The organism is Acidovorax cavernicola, from assembly GCF_003581445.1.
In genome coordinates this window covers 1-15,468 of record NZ_QXMN01000036.1, presented here as the reverse complement: position 1 = coordinate 15,468, position 15,468 = coordinate 1, and the positions used below count along the sequence as shown (strand labels likewise).

Annotated in this window: 13 protein-coding genes; 10 read left to right on the top strand and 3 right to left on the bottom strand. The window is 66.3% G+C overall.

All coding sequences use genetic code 11. From position 1 onward, the window contains the following. Positions 1–3: 3 nt before the first annotated feature. From D3H34_RS23375 to D3H34_RS23330, 10 genes are all read left to right on the top strand, one after another. Positions 4–1,041 (top strand): ABC transporter permease, encoded by a 1,038-nt coding sequence (locus tag D3H34_RS23375; RefSeq protein ID WP_119556634.1) that lies wholly within the window; start codon positions 4–6, stop codon positions 1,039–1,041. After that, entirely contained in the window at positions 1,038–2,681 is a 1,644-nt protein-coding gene (locus D3H34_RS23370) for an ABC transporter ATP-binding protein (RefSeq protein ID WP_119556633.1), read from the top strand. The genes D3H34_RS23375 and D3H34_RS23370 overlap by 4 nt, the downstream gene beginning before the upstream one ends. A 19-nt stretch (positions 2,682–2,700) precedes the next feature. Continuing rightward, positions 2,701–3,909 carry a YbfB/YjiJ family MFS transporter gene (locus tag D3H34_RS23365; RefSeq protein WP_119556632.1) on the top strand — a complete coding sequence of 403 codons (1,209 nt, stop codon included), beginning with the start codon at positions 2,701–2,703 and terminating at the stop codon, positions 3,907–3,909. A gap of 187 nt (positions 3,910–4,096) precedes the next feature. Beyond that, positions 4,097–4,726 (top strand): ribosome maturation factor RimP, encoded by a 630-nt coding sequence (gene rimP, locus D3H34_RS23360; RefSeq protein WP_119556631.1) that lies wholly within the window; start codon positions 4,097–4,099, stop codon positions 4,724–4,726. Positions 4,727–4,743: 17 nt separating this feature from the next. Further along, positions 4,744–6,228 carry a transcription termination factor NusA gene (gene nusA / locus D3H34_RS23355; RefSeq protein ID WP_119556630.1) on the top strand — a complete coding sequence of 495 codons (1,485 nt, stop codon included), beginning with the start codon at positions 4,744–4,746 and terminating at the stop codon, positions 6,226–6,228. Positions 6,229–6,251: 23 nt separating this feature from the next. Beyond that, complete coding sequence (infB, locus tag D3H34_RS23350; RefSeq protein ID WP_119556629.1) at positions 6,252–9,242, top strand: translation initiation factor IF-2; 2,991 nt, start codon at positions 6,252–6,254, stop codon at positions 9,240–9,242. Positions 9,243–9,263: 21 nt separating this feature from the next. Continuing rightward, complete coding sequence (gene rbfA / locus D3H34_RS23345; protein ID WP_070060772.1) at positions 9,264–9,635, top strand: 30S ribosome-binding factor RbfA; 372 nt, start codon at positions 9,264–9,266, stop codon at positions 9,633–9,635. 2 nt (positions 9,636–9,637) lie between these two features. Beyond that, positions 9,638–10,594, top strand: coding sequence for a tRNA pseudouridine(55) synthase TruB (gene truB, locus D3H34_RS23340; RefSeq protein WP_119556628.1), 957 nt, complete (start codon positions 9,638–9,640; stop codon positions 10,592–10,594). Beyond that, positions 10,591–12,426, top strand: a complete 1,836-nt coding sequence (gene typA, locus D3H34_RS23335) for a translational GTPase TypA (protein ID WP_119556627.1) — start codon at positions 10,591–10,593, stop codon at positions 12,424–12,426. The genes truB and typA overlap by 4 nt, the downstream gene beginning before the upstream one ends. Positions 12,427–12,459: 33 nt before the next feature. Further along, positions 12,460–13,377 carry a DMT family transporter gene (locus D3H34_RS23330; protein ID WP_119556626.1) on the top strand — a complete coding sequence of 306 codons (918 nt, stop codon included), beginning with the start codon at positions 12,460–12,462 and terminating at the stop codon, positions 13,375–13,377. 13 nt (positions 13,378–13,390) lie between these two features. Here D3H34_RS23330 and D3H34_RS23325 read toward each other — a convergent pair whose 3' ends face one another. The 3 genes from D3H34_RS23325 to D3H34_RS23315 form a co-directional block, all read right to left on the bottom strand. Further along, positions 13,391–14,074: a hypothetical protein gene (locus tag D3H34_RS23325; RefSeq protein ID WP_119556625.1), complete on the bottom strand. Its 684-nt coding sequence runs from the start codon at positions 14,072–14,074 to the stop codon at positions 13,391–13,393. A 108-nt stretch (positions 14,075–14,182) separates the two neighbouring features. Then, a complete protein-coding gene (locus D3H34_RS23320; RefSeq protein ID WP_119556624.1) occupies positions 14,183–14,578 on the bottom strand; it encodes a COG4315 family predicted lipoprotein in 396 nt (131 codons plus the stop codon). Positions 14,579–14,655: 77 nt separating this feature from the next. Continuing rightward, the coding region (locus D3H34_RS23315) for an anti-sigma factor family protein (protein ID WP_147400477.1) at positions 14,656–15,468 on the bottom strand (813 nt) is incomplete at its 5' end.

Genomic DNA, 15,468 nt, shown 5'->3' with positions numbered 1-15,468 from the left:
TCCATGGCGGCTCCAGCCTCTGTCTCGCCGGGGCGACGTGCCTGGCGGCGTTTTCGGCGCAACCGGTTGGGTTTCTGGAGCCTGATGTTGTTCGGCGCGATGGTGTTGCTGAGCCTGGGCGCCGAGCTGCTGTCCAACGACCGGCCGCTGATCGTGCGCTACGAGGGCCGAACCTACTTTCCCGTACTGCGCGAATATCCCGAGACGGTCTTCGGGGGCGATTTCCAGACGCCGACGGACTACCTCGATCCTTTCATCGAGGCGCGCTTGAAGGCGGGGGACAACTGGGCGCTGTATGCACCGAACCGGTACGGTGCCAACACCATCAATTACTTCGCCAAGGACCCGGCACCCGGTCCGCCGTCGAGGCAGAACTGGTTGGGCACGGACGACCGGGGCCGCGATCTGCTGGCGCAGTTGATCTACGGCTTTCGCGTGAGCGTGCTGTTCGGCCTGGCGTTGGCTGCGATCGGCACGGTGCTGGGGGTGGTGGCGGGTGCCATCCAGGGCTATTTCGCCGGCAAGACAGACTTGCTGATGCAGCGTGCGATCGAGATCTGGGGATCGATGCCCGAGCTCTACCTGCTGATCATCTTCAGTGCCATCTTTGCGCCCAGCGTGGCGCTGCTGCTCATCATCCTGAGTTTGTTCGGCTGGATCGGCCTGGCTGACTACGTGCGCGCCGAATTCCTGCGCAACCGGCAGATGGACTACGTGCGGGCTGCGCGCGCGCTGGGGGTGGGCAATCTGCAGATCATGTGGCGGCACATCCTGCCCAACAGCATGGTTCCCGTCGTCACCTTCTTGCCCTTTCGCATCAGTGCGTCGATCCTGGCATTGGCCTCGCTCGATTTCCTGGGGCTGGGTGTGCCACCGGGCACGCCCTCGCTGGGTGAGCTGCTCAACCAGGGCAAGTCCAGCATCGATGCCTGGTGGATCTCGCTGTCGACGTTCGGTGTGCTGGTGCTCAGCCTGACGCTGTTGACCTTCATGGGCGATGCGCTGCGCGACGCGCTCGACCCCCGGAAGGCCGACAAATGACGGCGGGGCACGACACGAAGAACCAGTCCCTGCTCGACGTGAAGGGGCTGCGCGTCACCTTCGGCGACAAGCCCGTGGTGCACGGTATCGACCTGCAGATCGCCGCCGGTGAAAAGCTCGCGCTGGTCGGTGAGTCGGGTTCGGGCAAGACCGTCACGGCGCTTTCGCTGCTGCGGTTGGTGCAGAACGCCGACCTGGCCGGGGTGGCGACCCTGTCAGGTTCGCCGCAGGGCGCGACCGGTTCGCGCGACCTGCTGTCGATTCCGGAGCGCGAGCTGCGCGGCATCCGCGGCAAAGAGATCGCGATGATCTTCCAGGAGCCGATGACCGCGCTCAATGCGCTGTACACCGTGGGCGACCAGATCGCCGAGGTGCTCGAGCTGCACGAAGGGATGTCGGCTCGCGCCGCGCAAGAGGCTGCCGTCCAACTGCTCGCCGACACCGGCATTCCCGAGCCGGCTCGGCGGGCGAGGGCGTTCCCGCACCAGCTGTCGGGCGGGCAACGCCAGCGCGCGATGATCGCGATGGCCCTGGCCTGCAAGCCGCGCCTGCTGCTGGCCGACGAGCCGACCACGGCGCTCGACGTGACAGTTCGGGCGCAGATCCTCGAACTGCTGGCCGACCTGCAACGCAAGCACGGCATGGCCGTGCTGCTGATCACCCATGACCTGAACCTGGTGCGCCGTTTTGCCGACCGCGTGGCGGTGATGGAGCGGGGGCACATCGTCGAGCACGGCCCGGTGGGCACCGTGTTCGAGGCGCCGCAACACGCCTACACCCGCAAGCTGATCGACAGCCATCCGGCGCGCGACGTGGCCGAGGCTGCCACCGATGGCGCGGCGGCGCCCGTGCTCGAAGCCCGGGCGCTGCGGGTGAGCTATCCGGTGTCGCGTCCCGGCTTTGCGGGCTGGTTCCGCAAGGGCGAGTTCGTCGCGGTGCAAGGGGCTGACTTCCGGATCGCACCGGGCGAGACGCTGGGCGTGGTCGGGGAGTCCGGCTCGGGCAAGTCGACGCTGGCGCTGGCTGCGCTGGGCCTGCTCAAGCATCGGGGTGAGCTGCAGGTGACGGGGAAGGGGTGGGCGGTGGACCGCGCCTCCGACCTGGCGTTGCGCCGCACGATGCAGGTGGTGTTCCAGGACCCGTTCTCGTCGCTCTCGCCGCGCATGACAGTGGAGCAGATCGTGGGCGAGGGGCTGCGCGTGCACGCGCCCGAGCTCGACGCTGCCGCCCGCCGAACGCGCGCGCTCGCGGCACTGGCCGACGTGGGGCTGAGCGAGGCGCAGTTTCCCGCGCTGCTCGATCGGTATCCGCACGAGTTCTCGGGCGGGCAACGCCAGCGGCTGGCGATCGCCCGGGCGCTGATCGTCGATCCGCGCTTGCTGGTCCTTGATGAGCCGACCAGCGCGCTCGACGTGACCATCCAGAAGCAGGTGCTCGGCCTGCTTCAGCGGCTGCAGCGCGAGCGGGGGCTGAGCTACCTCCTGATCACGCACGATGTCGAGGTGATCCGCGCGATGGCGCACCAGGTCATCGTGATGAAGGACGGCGCGATCCTCGAATCCGGGCCGGCCCTGCGCGTCCTCGATGCTCCCGAGCATCCCTACACACAAAAGCTGGTGGCGGCGGCGCTGCTGGAATAGAAAACGGAGATCGCGAGAAATGTCGGGAATCGGACACGACCGGCGCGGAGCCTGGCGCGCGGCGCTGGCCTGCATGGTTACGCTGGCGGTGGCCATGGGCCTGGGGCGCTTTGCCTTCACGCCCATGCTGCCCATCATGCTGAGCGAGGGAAAGCTCGAACTGGCCGGCGGCGGCCTGCTGGCCTCTCTCAATTACCTGGGCTATTTCTTCGGCGCGGTCAGCTGCGCGGCCATCGGCATCAAGGCGTCGAGCATGGTGCGCGGCGGTTTGCTGGCCACGGCGGCCCTGCTGGTCGGCATGGGGTTGCTGCACAGTTTCATTGGGTGGGGCGTGCTGCGCGCGGCTGCCGGGGTGATGAGCGCCTGGGTTTTCGTCTTCGCCTCGGGATGGGGGCTGCGCCGGCTCGCTGAGACGAACGCGCCCACGCTGGCTGGCGTGATCTATACGGGGCCGGGTATCGGGATCGCCATGACCGGGCTCTTGGGTGGCGCGCTGGGCCGCTGGGGTTCGGAGGCGGGCTGGATCGGCCTTGGGTTGCTGGCGGTGGTGCTGATCGCCGTGATCTGGCGGGTGTTCGACGACGGCGAACGGGTGGGGGCCGTGGCTGGCGGGGCGGCGGGCAATTCGGCTGCCGTCGCCGCCGCCGCCTTGGGGTCGCCTTCGGCACGCAGCGACGCGATCTGGCTGGTTGCGCTCTATGGGCTGGCCGGCTTTGGTTACATCATCACCGCCACCTTCTTGCCCGTGATCGCCCGACAGGCCTTGCCGGGATCGCCATGGCCGGATTTCTTCTGGCCCCTGTTCGGGGCGGCCATCATTCCGGGTGCGCTGATTGGCGCCCGCGCGCCGGTGCATTGGGATAACCGGCTGCTGCTGGCCGCCGCCTATGCCTTGCAGGCGTTGGGTGTCGTTTTCTCCGTGGCCTGGCCAACGATTGCTGGGTTTGCGCTCGGCAGCCTGTTGCTTGGCATGCCTTTCACCGCCATCACGCTTTTCGCCATGCGGGAGGCGCGCCGCCTGCGCGGCAATGCGGCGGCCGGGCTGATCGGCTATGCCACGGCGTCCTATGGGGTGGGGCAGATCATCGGGCCGCTTTTTGCGGCACCTTTGGCCCAGCGCACAGGCTCTTTCGAGCTGCCATTGCTGGTGGCGGCGGCCGCATTGGCGCTGGGGGCGGTGCTGTTTGCCGTGGTCTGGTCGAAATACCGGCGCCCGGTTGCTGCTTGAATGCCTATGCCCTTCATTTATTCACGCGAATAGCATATAATTCGAGGCTCACGACCAAACGGGCGGGTACCAACCGCCCGTTTTTTTTGGTCTATGCATTCTCAAGCAGCAATTATTTGGCGTCGTGGCATCCGTGGTGGGCGGGTGCTGCGGCTTGGGTATTGATTCAGAAGGCGCTTTCAAACACGTGGCATTGCAGCAAACAGTAGAACAAACCGTGGCCGGTCTCGGCTACGACCTGGTTGAGATCGAACGCTCGGCCGGGGGATTGCTGCGCGTGACGATTGATTTGCCCTGGACGCCCCCCACCTCCGAAGCTGTGGCGGCCGGTGTGCCCGAGCCCTTCGTGACGGTGGAAGACTGCGAGAAGGTGACGCGCCAGCTGCAATTCGCGCTGGAAGTCGATGCGGTCGATTACAAGCGGCTCGAGGTTTCCTCGCCCGGTATCGACCGTCCGTTGCGCAATGAACAGGATTTCGAGCGATTCGTGGGCGCGGTGATCGACATCACCCTCAAGGCGCCCATGGGCGCTGCCGCGGCGGGCCAGGTGTCGGCCAATCGCAAGAAGTTTCGCGGCACGCTGGAGCGTGCCGAAGGCGGTTCGGGCTGGCAGATCGTCTGGAGCGATGCCCCCGAGACCAAGCCCGGTCAAAAAGTGAGCAAGAAGCGCGCGCCTGCACCGTTGCATGCGCTGGGCTTCGTATTGGACGAGTTGCGCGACGCGCGGCTCGCGCCGATTGTGGATTTCAAGGGCCGCAAGGCCAAAACCCAACCGGGTTTTTCGGATATTGACGACGGAACGAACGTTCCGGACTGAACAAGAGGAGTGGTGGCATGAATCGCGAAATGTTGATGTTGGTGGATGCGATCTCGCGCGAGAAGAACGTCGAGCGCGACGTGGTCTTCGGCGCAGTCGAGTCCGCACTGGCGCAAGCCACCAAGAAGCTCCATCAGGGTGATGTGGATATCCGCGTGGCGGTCGACCGCGACAGCGGCGACTACGAAACCTTCCGCCGCTGGCATGTCGTGCCCGATGAGGCCGGCCTGCAACTGCCCGACCAGGAAATCCTCCTGTTCGAAGCCAAGGAAGAGATGTCGGACATCGAAGTCGGCGAATACATCGAAGAAGCGGTGGATTCGGTGCCGATCGGCCGCATCGGCGCCATGGCCGCCAAGCAGGTGATCCTGCAGAAGATCCGCGACGCCGAGCGCGAGATGCTGCTCAACGACTTCATGTCGCGCGGCGACAAGATCTTCGTGGGCACCGTCAAGCGCCTGGACAAGGGCGACATCATCGTGGAAGCCGGTCGTGTCGAAGGCCGCCTGCGCCGCAGCGAGATGATCGCCAAGGAAAACCTGCGCAACGGCGACCGCGTGCGCGCCATGATCATGGAAGTCGACCTGACGCTGCGCGGCGCGCCGATCATCCTGTCGCGCTCGGCTCCCGAGTTCATGATCGAGCTGTTCCGCCAGGAAGTGCCCGAGATCGAACAAGGCCTGCTCGAAATCAAGAGCTGCGCCCGTGACCCCGGGTCGCGCGCCAAGATCGCTGTGCTGTCGCACGACAAGCGTGTCGACCCCATCGGCACCTGCGTCGGCGTGCGCGGCACCCGCGTCAATGCCGTGACCAACGAGCTCGCCGGCGAGCGCGTGGACATCGTGCTGTGGAGCGAAGATCCGGCCCAGTTCGTGATCGGCGCCCTGGCGCCGGCCAACGTCTCGTCGATCGTGGTCGACGAAGAGAAACACGCCATGGACGTGGTGGTCGACGAGGAAAACCTCGCGATCGCCATCGGCCGCGGCGGCCAGAACGTGCGCCTGGCTTCCGACCTCACCGGTTGGAAGATCAACATCATGGACGCGAACGAGTCGGCCCAGAAGCAGGCGACCGAAACCGACGCCAGCCGCAAGCTCTTCATGGAAAAGCTCGATGTCGACGAAGAAATCGCCGACATCCTGATTTCGGAGGGTTTCAACAGCCTCGAGGAAGTGGCCTACGTGCCGATTTCCGAAATGCTTGAGATCGAGGCCTTCGACGAAGACACCATCAATGAGCTGCGTGCGCGTGCAAAGGATGCGCTGCTGACCATGGAAATCGCCAAGGAAGAGGGTGTCGAAACCGTTTCGCAGAACCTGCGCGACCTCGAAGGCCTCAATCCCGACCTGATTCCGCAGTTGGCTGAAGCGGGTGTGAACACCCGTGACGACCTGGCCGACCTCGCGGTCGATGAACTCACCGAAATCACCGGCCTGAGCGCCGATGACGCCAAAGCCCTCATCTTGAAAGCCCGCGAACATTGGTTCGCCGGCCAAGAGTGACGGTATGGAGGCACGAAAGCAATATGTCCAGTACCACTGTCGCCGAGTTCGCGAACGAGCTCAAGAAGACTCCCGAAACCTTGCTTGACCAGCTCAAGAGCGCAGGCGTGCCCAAGGCGGCCGTCACCGATGCACTCACGGAGGCTGACAAGCAGCGCCTGCTTGGCTTCCTCAAGGCCAGCCATGGCACGGCCGAGCCCGAGCGCAAGAAGATCACGCTGACCAAGAAGTCGACCAGCGAGATCAAGCAGGCCGACGCTACCGGCCGTGCCCGCACCATCCAGGTCGAGGTGCGCAAGAAGCGCACCTTCATCCAGCGCGATGAGGGCCACCCGGCCACGGCCGAGCATGCCGAGCATGTGGCGGAGGCGCCCGCAGGCGCACCGGCCGCACCTCAGATCGACGAGGCCGAACTGGCCCGCCGCGAGGAAGAAGCACGCCGCCAGGCCGAGCTGATCCGTCGCCAGGAAGAAGAACTGGCCGAAAAGCGTCGTCTGCGCGAAGAAACCGAAGCCCGCGAACGCGAGCAGGCTGAAAAGGCCGAGCGCGCCGAACAGGCCGAGCAAGCCGCCCAGGAAGCCGTGCGCATCGCCGCCGAGAAAAAGGCTGCGGTCATCGCGGAAGCGGCGGCAGTGAACGCCGCCGCCAAGTCGGCAGCCGCCGCGCCCGCTCCTGCAGCAGTGGCGGCAGCTGCCGCCGCAGCCGCTGCCGCAGAGCAGCAGGCTGCCGACACCAAGCTCGCCGCACAGGCCGCCGCTGCGCAAGCCAAGGAAGACGCCAAGGCCAAGGCTGCCGCCGAATCGAAGGCCCGTGCCGACGAAGAAGCCGCTCGCGCCAAGGACCTCGACGAGCGTCGCCGCAAGGCCCTCGCCGAAGCCGAAGCCATCCGCGCCATGATGAATGCACCGGCCCGCGTGCTGGTGCCGCACAAGGCGCCCGAGAAGCCGCAGCCTGAAAAGTCGACGGTCAAGGGCACGCTGCACAAGCCGGCCACGCCTCCGGGCCGTCCTGGCGCTCCCGCTGCAGCCCCTGGTGCCGCAGCGCCGGCCGCCGCCGGTGCAGGCAAGGAAGTCAAGTCCGCCAAGCTCTCGTCGAGCTGGGCTGGCGATCCGGCCAAGAAGAAGGAAATCAAGACCCGCGGCGATGCCAGCGGGGGTGTCGGTCGCGGCAACTGGCGCGGAGGCCCGCGCGGCCGTCGTGGCAATGACCGTGGCGGTCATGACGAGCAGCACGTGCCGGCCGCACCGGTCGAGGCACGCGTGCTCGAAGTGCACGTGCCCGAAACCATCACGGTGTCGGAGCTCGCGCACAAGATGGCCGTGAAGGCGCAGGAAGTCATCAAGCAACTGATGAAGCTGGGCATGATGGCGACCATCAACCAGTCGCTCGATCAGGACACCGCGATGATCATCGTGGAGGAAATGGGCCACAACGCGGTGGTTGCCGCGCTGGACGACCCCGAAGCCTTCACCGACGAGGACGTGTCGGCACAGCAGGCCGAAGCCCTGCCGCGCGCACCGGTCGTGACCGTCATGGGTCACGTCGACCACGGCAAGACCTCGCTGCTGGACTACATCCGCCGTGCCAAGGTGGCCGCGGGCGAAGCCGGCGGCATCACGCAGCACATCGGCGCGTACCACGTCGAAACCGAACGCGGCATGGTGTCGTTCCTCGACACCCCGGGTCACGAGGCGTTCACCGCCATGCGTGCCCGCGGTGCGCAGGCCACCGACATCGTGATCCTGGTGGTGGCGGCCGACGACGGCGTCATGCCCCAGACCAAGGAAGCCATCAAGCACGCGAAGGCGGCCGGTGTGCCGATCGTGGTCGCGATCAACAAGATCGACAAGCCCGATGCCAACCTGGACCGCGTGAAGCAGGAACTGGTGGCTGAAGAGGTCGTGCCTGAGGAATACGGCGGCGACGTCCCGTTCGTGGGCGTGTCGGCCAAGACCGGCCAGGGCATCGACGATCTGCTCGAGCAGGTGCTGCTGCAGGCTGAAGTGCTGGAACTGAAGGCGCCGGTGGATGCCGCCGCCAAGGGTCTGGTCATCGAAGCGCAGCTCGACAAGGGCCGCGGTCCCGTCGCGACCGTGCTGGTGCAGTCCGGCACGCTCAAGACCGGCGATGTGGTGCTGGCCGGTTCGACCTATGGCCGCGTGCGCGCCATGCTGGACGAAGACGGCAAGGCGACCAAGTCGGCAGGTCCGTCGATCCCGGTCGAAATCCAGGGTCTGACCGAAGTGCCGCAGGCTGGTGACGAGTTCATGGTGATGAGCGACGAGCGCCGTGCGCGCGAAATCGCGACCTACCGCGCGGGCAAGTTCCGCAACACCAAGCTGGCCAAGGCGCAAGCCGCGAACCTGCAGAACATGTTCACCGACCTGTCGGCGGGCGAAGTGCAGACGCTGCGCATCATCATCAAGGCCGACGTGCAGGGCTCGCAGGAAGCATTGGCCCAGTCGCTGCTCAAGCTGGCGACCGAAGAGGTCAAGGTGCAGGTCGTGTACGCCGGCGTCGGCGGCATCAGCGAAAGCGACATCAACCTCGCGATTGCGTCGAAGGCAGTGGTCATCGGCTTCAACGTGCGTGCCGATGCCGGTGCGCGCAAGCTGGCCGAAGGCAATGGCGTGCAGCTGAACTACTACAGCATCATTTACGACGCCGTCGACGAGATCAAGGTCGCGATGTCGGGCATGCTGGCGCCGGAGCGCCGCGAAGAAGTCATCGGCTCGGCCGAGATCCGCACGGTGTTCGTGGCCTCGAAGATCGGCACGGTGGCGGGTTCGTACATCACTTCGGGCTCGGTCAACCGCAGCGCGCATTTCCGCCTGCTGCGCGACAACGTGGTGGTCTACACCGGCGAAATCGACTCGATCAAGCGCATGAAGGACGATGTCCGCGAAGTCCGCGAAGGTTTTGAGTGCGGTATCAAGCTCAAGAACTACAACGACATTAAAGAGGGCGATCAGCTCGAGTTCTTTGAGATCAAGGAAATCGCCCGGACGCTGTAAGCGTTCGAAGCGAGAAAGTCCATGCCGAAAAGAAAAGCCGCTGCCCCCAACCGCGCGTTCAAGGTTGCCGACCAGATCCAGCGCGATCTGACGGAGCTGATCGCGCGCGAGTTGAAGGACCCGCGCGTGGGCATGGTCACGATCCAGGCGGTCGAGGTCACGCCCGACTACGCGCATGCGAAGGTCTTCTTCAGCCTGCTCACGGGCGACGTGGCCGAGACCACCGAGGCGCTGAACCAGGCTGCAGGGTTCCTGCGCAACGGCCTGTTCAAGCGCCTGCACATCCACACCGTGCCGACGCTGCACTTCCTGTTCGACCGCACCACCGAGCGTGCGGCCGACATGAACGCGCTCATCGCACAAGCCGTCGCTTCGCGCTCGAAAGACGACTAGCCATGAACGCGCCACGCACACGGGTGCAGCGGCGCCCTGTGCATGGGGTGTTGCTGCTCGACAAGCCGCTGGGGTTCTCCAGCAACCAGGCCTTGCAGAAGGCCAAGTGGTTGTTGCGCGCCGAAAAGGCGGGCCATACCGGCACGCTCGACCCGCTCGCCACCGGCGTGCTGCCGCTGTGTTTCGGCGCCGCCACCAAATTCAGCCAGTTGCACCTCGACGCCGACAAGACGTACGAGGCCGTGGCACGCCTGGGCGTCAAGACCTCCACGGGTGACGCCGAAGGCGAAGTGATCGCCGAGCGCCCGGTGCAGGTCTCGCCGGAAGACCTGGCCCGCGTGCAGGCGCAATTCACCGGCCCGATCCGCCAGGTGCCGCCGATGCACAGCGCGCTCAAGAAAGACGGCAAGGCGCTGTACGAGTACGCGCGCGAAGGCATCGAGATCGAGCGCGCGCCGCGCGACGTCGTCATCCACACGCTCGCGCTGACGCGGCTGGACGACACCACCGTTCGCATCGTCGCGAGCGTGAGCAAGGGCACCTACATTCGCACCCTGGGCGAGGACATCGGCGAGGCGATGGGCTGCGGCGCGCACCTGACCTCGCTGCGCCGCACCGCCACGGGCGGCTTCGGGCAGGCGCAGTGCGTCACCATCGAAGCGCTCGAAGCCATGAGCGAAGACGAGCGCATGGCGCAGCTCCTGCCGGCCGAGGCGCTGGTCGACGGCCACAGCCGCGTCACGCTCGCCGCTGAAGATGCCGCACGTTTTCTTTCGGGCCTGCGCCGCCGCGGCGGCTGGGCCGATGCCGAGGCGGTGGCCGTGTTCGGCACCGACCCGCAGGCGTTCCTGGGCACCGCCCATGTGAGCGCCGGCGAACTGATCCCGGGGCGCTTGCTGAACCCCATCGAAATTCAGCAAATTCTTTTGAACGCACCACAGACCGAAGCGACACCATGAGTACCAAGCAAATCCGCAATATCGCCATCATTGCCCACGTGGACCATGGCAAGACCACCATGGTCGACCAGCTGCTGCGCCAGTCGGGCACCTTCGCCGACCACGAGAAGGTCGTTGACACGGTGATGGACAACAACGCCATCGAAAAGGAACGTGGCATCACGATCCTGGCCAAGAACTGCGCCGTGACCTGGGAAGGCACGCACATCAACATCGTCGACACCCCGGGCCACGCGGACTTCGGCGGTGAAGTGGAACGCGCACTGTCGATGGTCGACGGCGTGGTGCTGCTGATCGACGCGCAGGAAGGCCCGATGCCCCAGACGCGCTTCGTGACCAAGAAGGCGCTGGCCCTGGGCCTGAAGCCGATCCTGGTCGTGAACAAGGTCGACAAGCCGGGCGCGAACCCCGACAAGGTGGTCAACGCTGCCTTCGACCTGTTCGACAAGCTCGGTGCGACTGACGAACAACTCGATTTCCCTGTGGTGTATGCCTCGGGCATCAACGGCTGGTCGTCGCTCGAAGAAGGTGCGCCCGGTGAGCAGTGGGGCCCCGACATGTCGGCCCTGTTCAACACCATCCTGAAGCACGTGCCGTCGCAAAAGGGTGACCCGAACGCGCCGCTGCAGCTGCAGATCTCGGCCCTCGACTTCTCGACCTTCGTCGGCCGCATCGGCGTGGGCCGCATCAGCCAGGGCACGCTCAAGCCCATGTCGGACGTGCTGGTCATGGAAGGCCCGGACGGCAAGAGCATCAAGGGCCGCGTCAACCAGGTGCTGACCTTCCAGGGCCTGGACCGCGTGCAGTCGACCGAAGCCGGCCCCGGCGAAATCGTGTTGATCAACGGCATCGCCGACATCGGCATCGGCGTGACGGTGACGGACGTCGCCAACCCGGCGCCGCTGCCGATGCTCAAGGTCGACGAACCGACCCTGACCATGAACTTCTGCGTGAACACCAGCCCGCTGGCCGGCCGCGAAGGCAAGTTCGTGACCAGCCGTCAGATCTGGGACCGCCTGCAGAAGGAACTGCAGCACAACGTGGCGCTGCGCGTGAACGAGACCGACGAAGAAGGCATCTTCGAAGTCATGGGCCGCGGCGAACTGCACCTGACCATCCTGCTGGAAAACATGCGTCGCGAGGGCTATGAAATGGCCGTCTCCAAGCCGCGCGTGGTGTTCCGCAACGTGAACGGCGAGAAGCACGAGCCGATCGAAATGGTCACGGCCGACATCGAGGAAGGCCACCAGGGCGGCGTGATGCAGGCACTGGGCGAGCGCAAGGGCGAGCTGGTCAACATGGAATCGGACGGCCGTGGCCGCGTGCGTCTGGAGTACCGCATTCCGGCGCGTGGCCTGATCGGCTTCACGAACGAATTCCTGAATCTGACGCGCGGCTCGGGCCTCATCAGCAACATCTTCGACAGCTACGAACCGCACAAGGGCGACATCGGCGGCCGCAAGAACGGCGTGCTGATCTCGATGGACGACGGTGAAATCTTCACCTACGCGCTGGGCAAGCTGGACGACCGCGGCCGCATGTTCGTGAAGGCGAACGACCCGGTGTACGAAGGCATGATCGTCGGCATCCACAGCCGCGACAACGACCTCGTGGTGAACGCCACCCGCACCAAGCAGCTCACGAACTTCCGTGTCTCGGGCAAGGAAGACGCTGTGAAGATCACGCCCCCGATCGACCTCACGCTCGAGTACGGCGTGGAGTTCATCGAGGACGACGAGCTGGTCGAGATCACGCCCAAGAGCGTGCGCCTGCGCAAGCGCTTCCTGAAGGAGCACGAGCGCAAGCGCGCCAGCCGCGAAACCGCGGCCTGATCGTCACCCACGCCTGCAGTCCGGCTCCGGGTCATGCGCCTCACGCACGGCACCGCGGTGTGGCTGATGGTCGTCGTGACCCTGATGTGGGGCACGGCGGGTGTCGTCACGCGGCACCTGGCGCAGGCGCACAGTTTCGAGATCACCTTCTGGCGCAGCCTCTTCACGATGCTGGCGCTGCTGGTGATCTTGCCGCTTTGGCGGGGCCCCAGGGTGTTCTCGCAGCTTCGACGCGGCGGGCGGGCACTCTGGATCTCGGGTGTCTGCTGGGCCGTGATGTTCACGGCCTTCATGGTGGCGCTGACCCTGACATCGACTGCGAGCGTGCTGGTCACGATGTCACTCGGGCCGCTCTTCACCGCACTGGCCGCGCGCCTGTTCATCGGTCATCGGCTGCCTGCACGCACCTGGGCGGCCATCGTGGTCGCCGGGCTGGGCATCGGCTGGATGTACGGCACGCAACTGCTGGGAGGCGGGGGCGGTTCGCTGGTCGGTACGCTGGTGGCGCTGTGCGTGCCGCTGGCTGGCGCGACCCAATGGACCGTGGTGCAGCATGCGCACGCCAAGGGACAGGACGTCGATCTCGTGCCCGCGGTGCTGATCGGCGCAGCGATTTCCGCACTCGTCACGCTGCCTCTGGCCTGGCCGTTCCGCGCGGGCCTGCACGACCTGGGCTTGCTGGCGTTCCTGGGTGTCTTTCAGCTGGCGATTCCCTGCGTGCTCTCCGTGCTGTGCGCGCAGGTGCTCAAGGCGCCCGAGGTGGCGTTGCTCGCGCTGCTCGAGGTGATCTTCGGCATCGCGCTGGCCTGGCTCGGCGCCGGCGAGACGCCCGCGGCCCCTGTACTGACCGGCGGCGTGCTCGTGATCGGGGCGCTGGTGTTCAACGAGTTGCTCGCGCTGCGCGGGCGTCGCACCACGCTGGCGGACAGCGCGCTGCCGGGCGCGCACTGAGCCGCGGCGGCCTTCAGCGGCCGAAGATGAACCAACCGATCACGGCCACGATGGCCAGCAGCGCCAGCCTGAACTTCCAGGTGGTGGCCTGGTTCTGACGCGCGAACTCGCGCTTCCATTCGGAGAACATCTGCGCATCGGCGGTGATGGCCGCCTGGGCCTCGTCGACGATGCGGCGGTGGTCGGCTGTCGTCGCGAACGGCGGCTCGGCCGCGACACGGGCGCGCGTGGCATCGAACACTTCCTGGTCGAGCAGGCCCTCGGTCACCATCCAGCCCAGCGCGGTGCCCAGGGCCGCGGGAGCACCGACGACCGGTGCCGACAGCAGCGCCATGTCACGGGTCGCGGTGTCGATGAGCCCCTCCTTGAAAAGCGCATCCACCGCCTCGTGGGTGACGCCGGTGGCGCCGATCTCCAGCATGTCTTCCGCGTCGTAGGCGATGTCTTCCGCCTCGCTGAAGTCGGCCGATGGCTCTGAGGTGTCCTCGTCTTCGAGTTCGTCGATGACGGCATCCACTTCTTCTTCCGTGATCAGTGCCTTCGCGCGCATCCAGGCCAGCGCGTGCGTGGGGCTGGGCAGCAGGGGGAGGGCGGCGTACTCGGGGTGTGCCAGCACGGTGTCGTGCTGCGCATCGGTGATCAGGCGGTGGGCGAGCAGTGCCTGGAAAGCATCGCGGTTGGTGTCGCTGGAAATCATCGGGCCATTCTGCCGCGGCTGCGACCCCATCCGTCTCGGCCGCAGGCACCATGAAAAAAGCCTCGGCGGGGCCGAGGCTTTCATCACGGATGCGAGGTCAGCGCGCCATCAGGGGCGGGCCACCTTCCAGGCACCGTTGGCGACGCCGTCGCCGGTCTTGTCGCCGGCCTTGGTGTCCTTGGCCCAGTAGTACAGCGGCCAGCCCTTGTAGGCCCACTGCTTCTTGCCGTCTTCACGCACGACGATGGTGTAGCCGCCCATCGGCTTGGCGGCATCGGCCACACCGAGCGGTGGCCAGTTGGTGGCGCATTGGCCGTTGCAGGCCGAGGTGCCGGCGTTGGCGGTGTCACGGGCGAAGGTGTAGAGCGTCATGCCGTTCGGGCCGACCAGCACGCCGTCGGCGGTGCGGGTGGGCGTGTCGGGCGCTCCAGCGGTCTTGGTGGACATGCCGCCGCAGCCGGCGAGCAGGGCCGCTGCGAGGATCGAGGCGCTGAGCAATTTCATGCAGTTTCTCCTTCAGTTGAAAAATCAATCGCGAAAACAAGCCAGGTGAATGCGCGAACCGGCAGTTTATGCCGTCGCTACGATAACTCGCGGTAGGCCAGGGTCGCGAGTCTCAGCAGCGCATCGCGCGACAGGCGACCGGCCACGGCATAGCCGAAACCCCGGTCGATCCAGTAAAAGCTCGGCACGGCACCGTCCGAGGCGAAGCGGAAGGCGGTTTCACCCGATGCAGCAGCGCCTGCGGCCTGCGCGTCGAGCGAGCCGATGTAGAGCGTGATGCGCTCGCCCGCCGGGTCCTCGAACATGAACTGCGCTCGCGCGCCGGTTTCGCCGGGCAACAGGCGGCCGCCGACCAGCGTGTAGCCCAGGGCGGACAGGTCGGGCACCTTGAGGGGGTGGTCGAGGCGCTTGGACAGCCACTGCACAAGGTGCTGCTGCTCGGCGGCGGCCACTTCGACGGGATGCCGTTTTTCGGGCGCGTAGACGACGTGGGCCACCGAGGCGTCGCGTACGAACTCGCGCACGGCCGGTGCGCGCGCCAGCGAGGCCCCGGAGGCTCGCGGCGCGCCCGACCACTGGGCATTGCCAAGCCAGCCGGCAGCGAACGCGATCAGCAGGCCGGCGGCCATGCCACCCCAGCGCAACCAGGGAGCGCTGCGGCCGGCCTCCATTTGGTGCCGTTCGAGCACGCTCATCAGCGGTGCAGGCACGGGCTCGTCGAGCAAACCGCCGTGCAGGCGGCGCAGCGCGTCGCGCTGGGCATGCCAGGCGGCTACACGGGCGGCGACGGCTGGATCACGTGCCAGCGCTTCCTCGACCGCCTCATGGCGTTCCGGCGGCAACTGGCCGTCGACCCAGGCATGCAGCTCGTCGTCGGTGGGGGGCGGGGT

Coding starts and splice junctions, on each gene's coding strand:
- D3H34_RS23375 (WP_119556634.1), top strand. CDS start 4: ATGGCGGCTCCAGCCTCTGTCTCGCCGGGGCGACGTGCCTGGCGGCGT.
- D3H34_RS23370 (WP_119556633.1), top strand. CDS start 1,038: ATGACGGCGGGGCACGACACGAAGAACCAGTCCCTGCTCGACGTGAAG.
- D3H34_RS23365 (WP_119556632.1), top strand. CDS start 2,701: ATGTCGGGAATCGGACACGACCGGCGCGGAGCCTGGCGCGCGGCGCTG.
- nusA (WP_119556630.1), top strand. CDS start 4,744: ATGAATCGCGAAATGTTGATGTTGGTGGATGCGATCTCGCGCGAGAAG.
- infB (WP_119556629.1), top strand. CDS start 6,252: ATGTCCAGTACCACTGTCGCCGAGTTCGCGAACGAGCTCAAGAAGACT.
- rbfA (WP_070060772.1), top strand. CDS start 9,264: ATGCCGAAAAGAAAAGCCGCTGCCCCCAACCGCGCGTTCAAGGTTGCC.
- truB (WP_119556628.1), top strand. CDS start 9,638: ATGAACGCGCCACGCACACGGGTGCAGCGGCGCCCTGTGCATGGGGTG.
- typA (WP_119556627.1), top strand. CDS start 10,591: ATGAGTACCAAGCAAATCCGCAATATCGCCATCATTGCCCACGTGGAC.
- D3H34_RS23330 (WP_119556626.1), top strand. CDS start 12,460: ATGCGCCTCACGCACGGCACCGCGGTGTGGCTGATGGTCGTCGTGACC.
- D3H34_RS23325 (WP_119556625.1), bottom strand. CDS start 14,074: ATGATTTCCAGCGACACCAACCGCGATGCTTTCCAGGCACTGCTCGCC.
- D3H34_RS23320 (WP_119556624.1), bottom strand. CDS start 14,578: ATGAAATTGCTCAGCGCCTCGATCCTCGCAGCGGCCCTGCTCGCCGGC.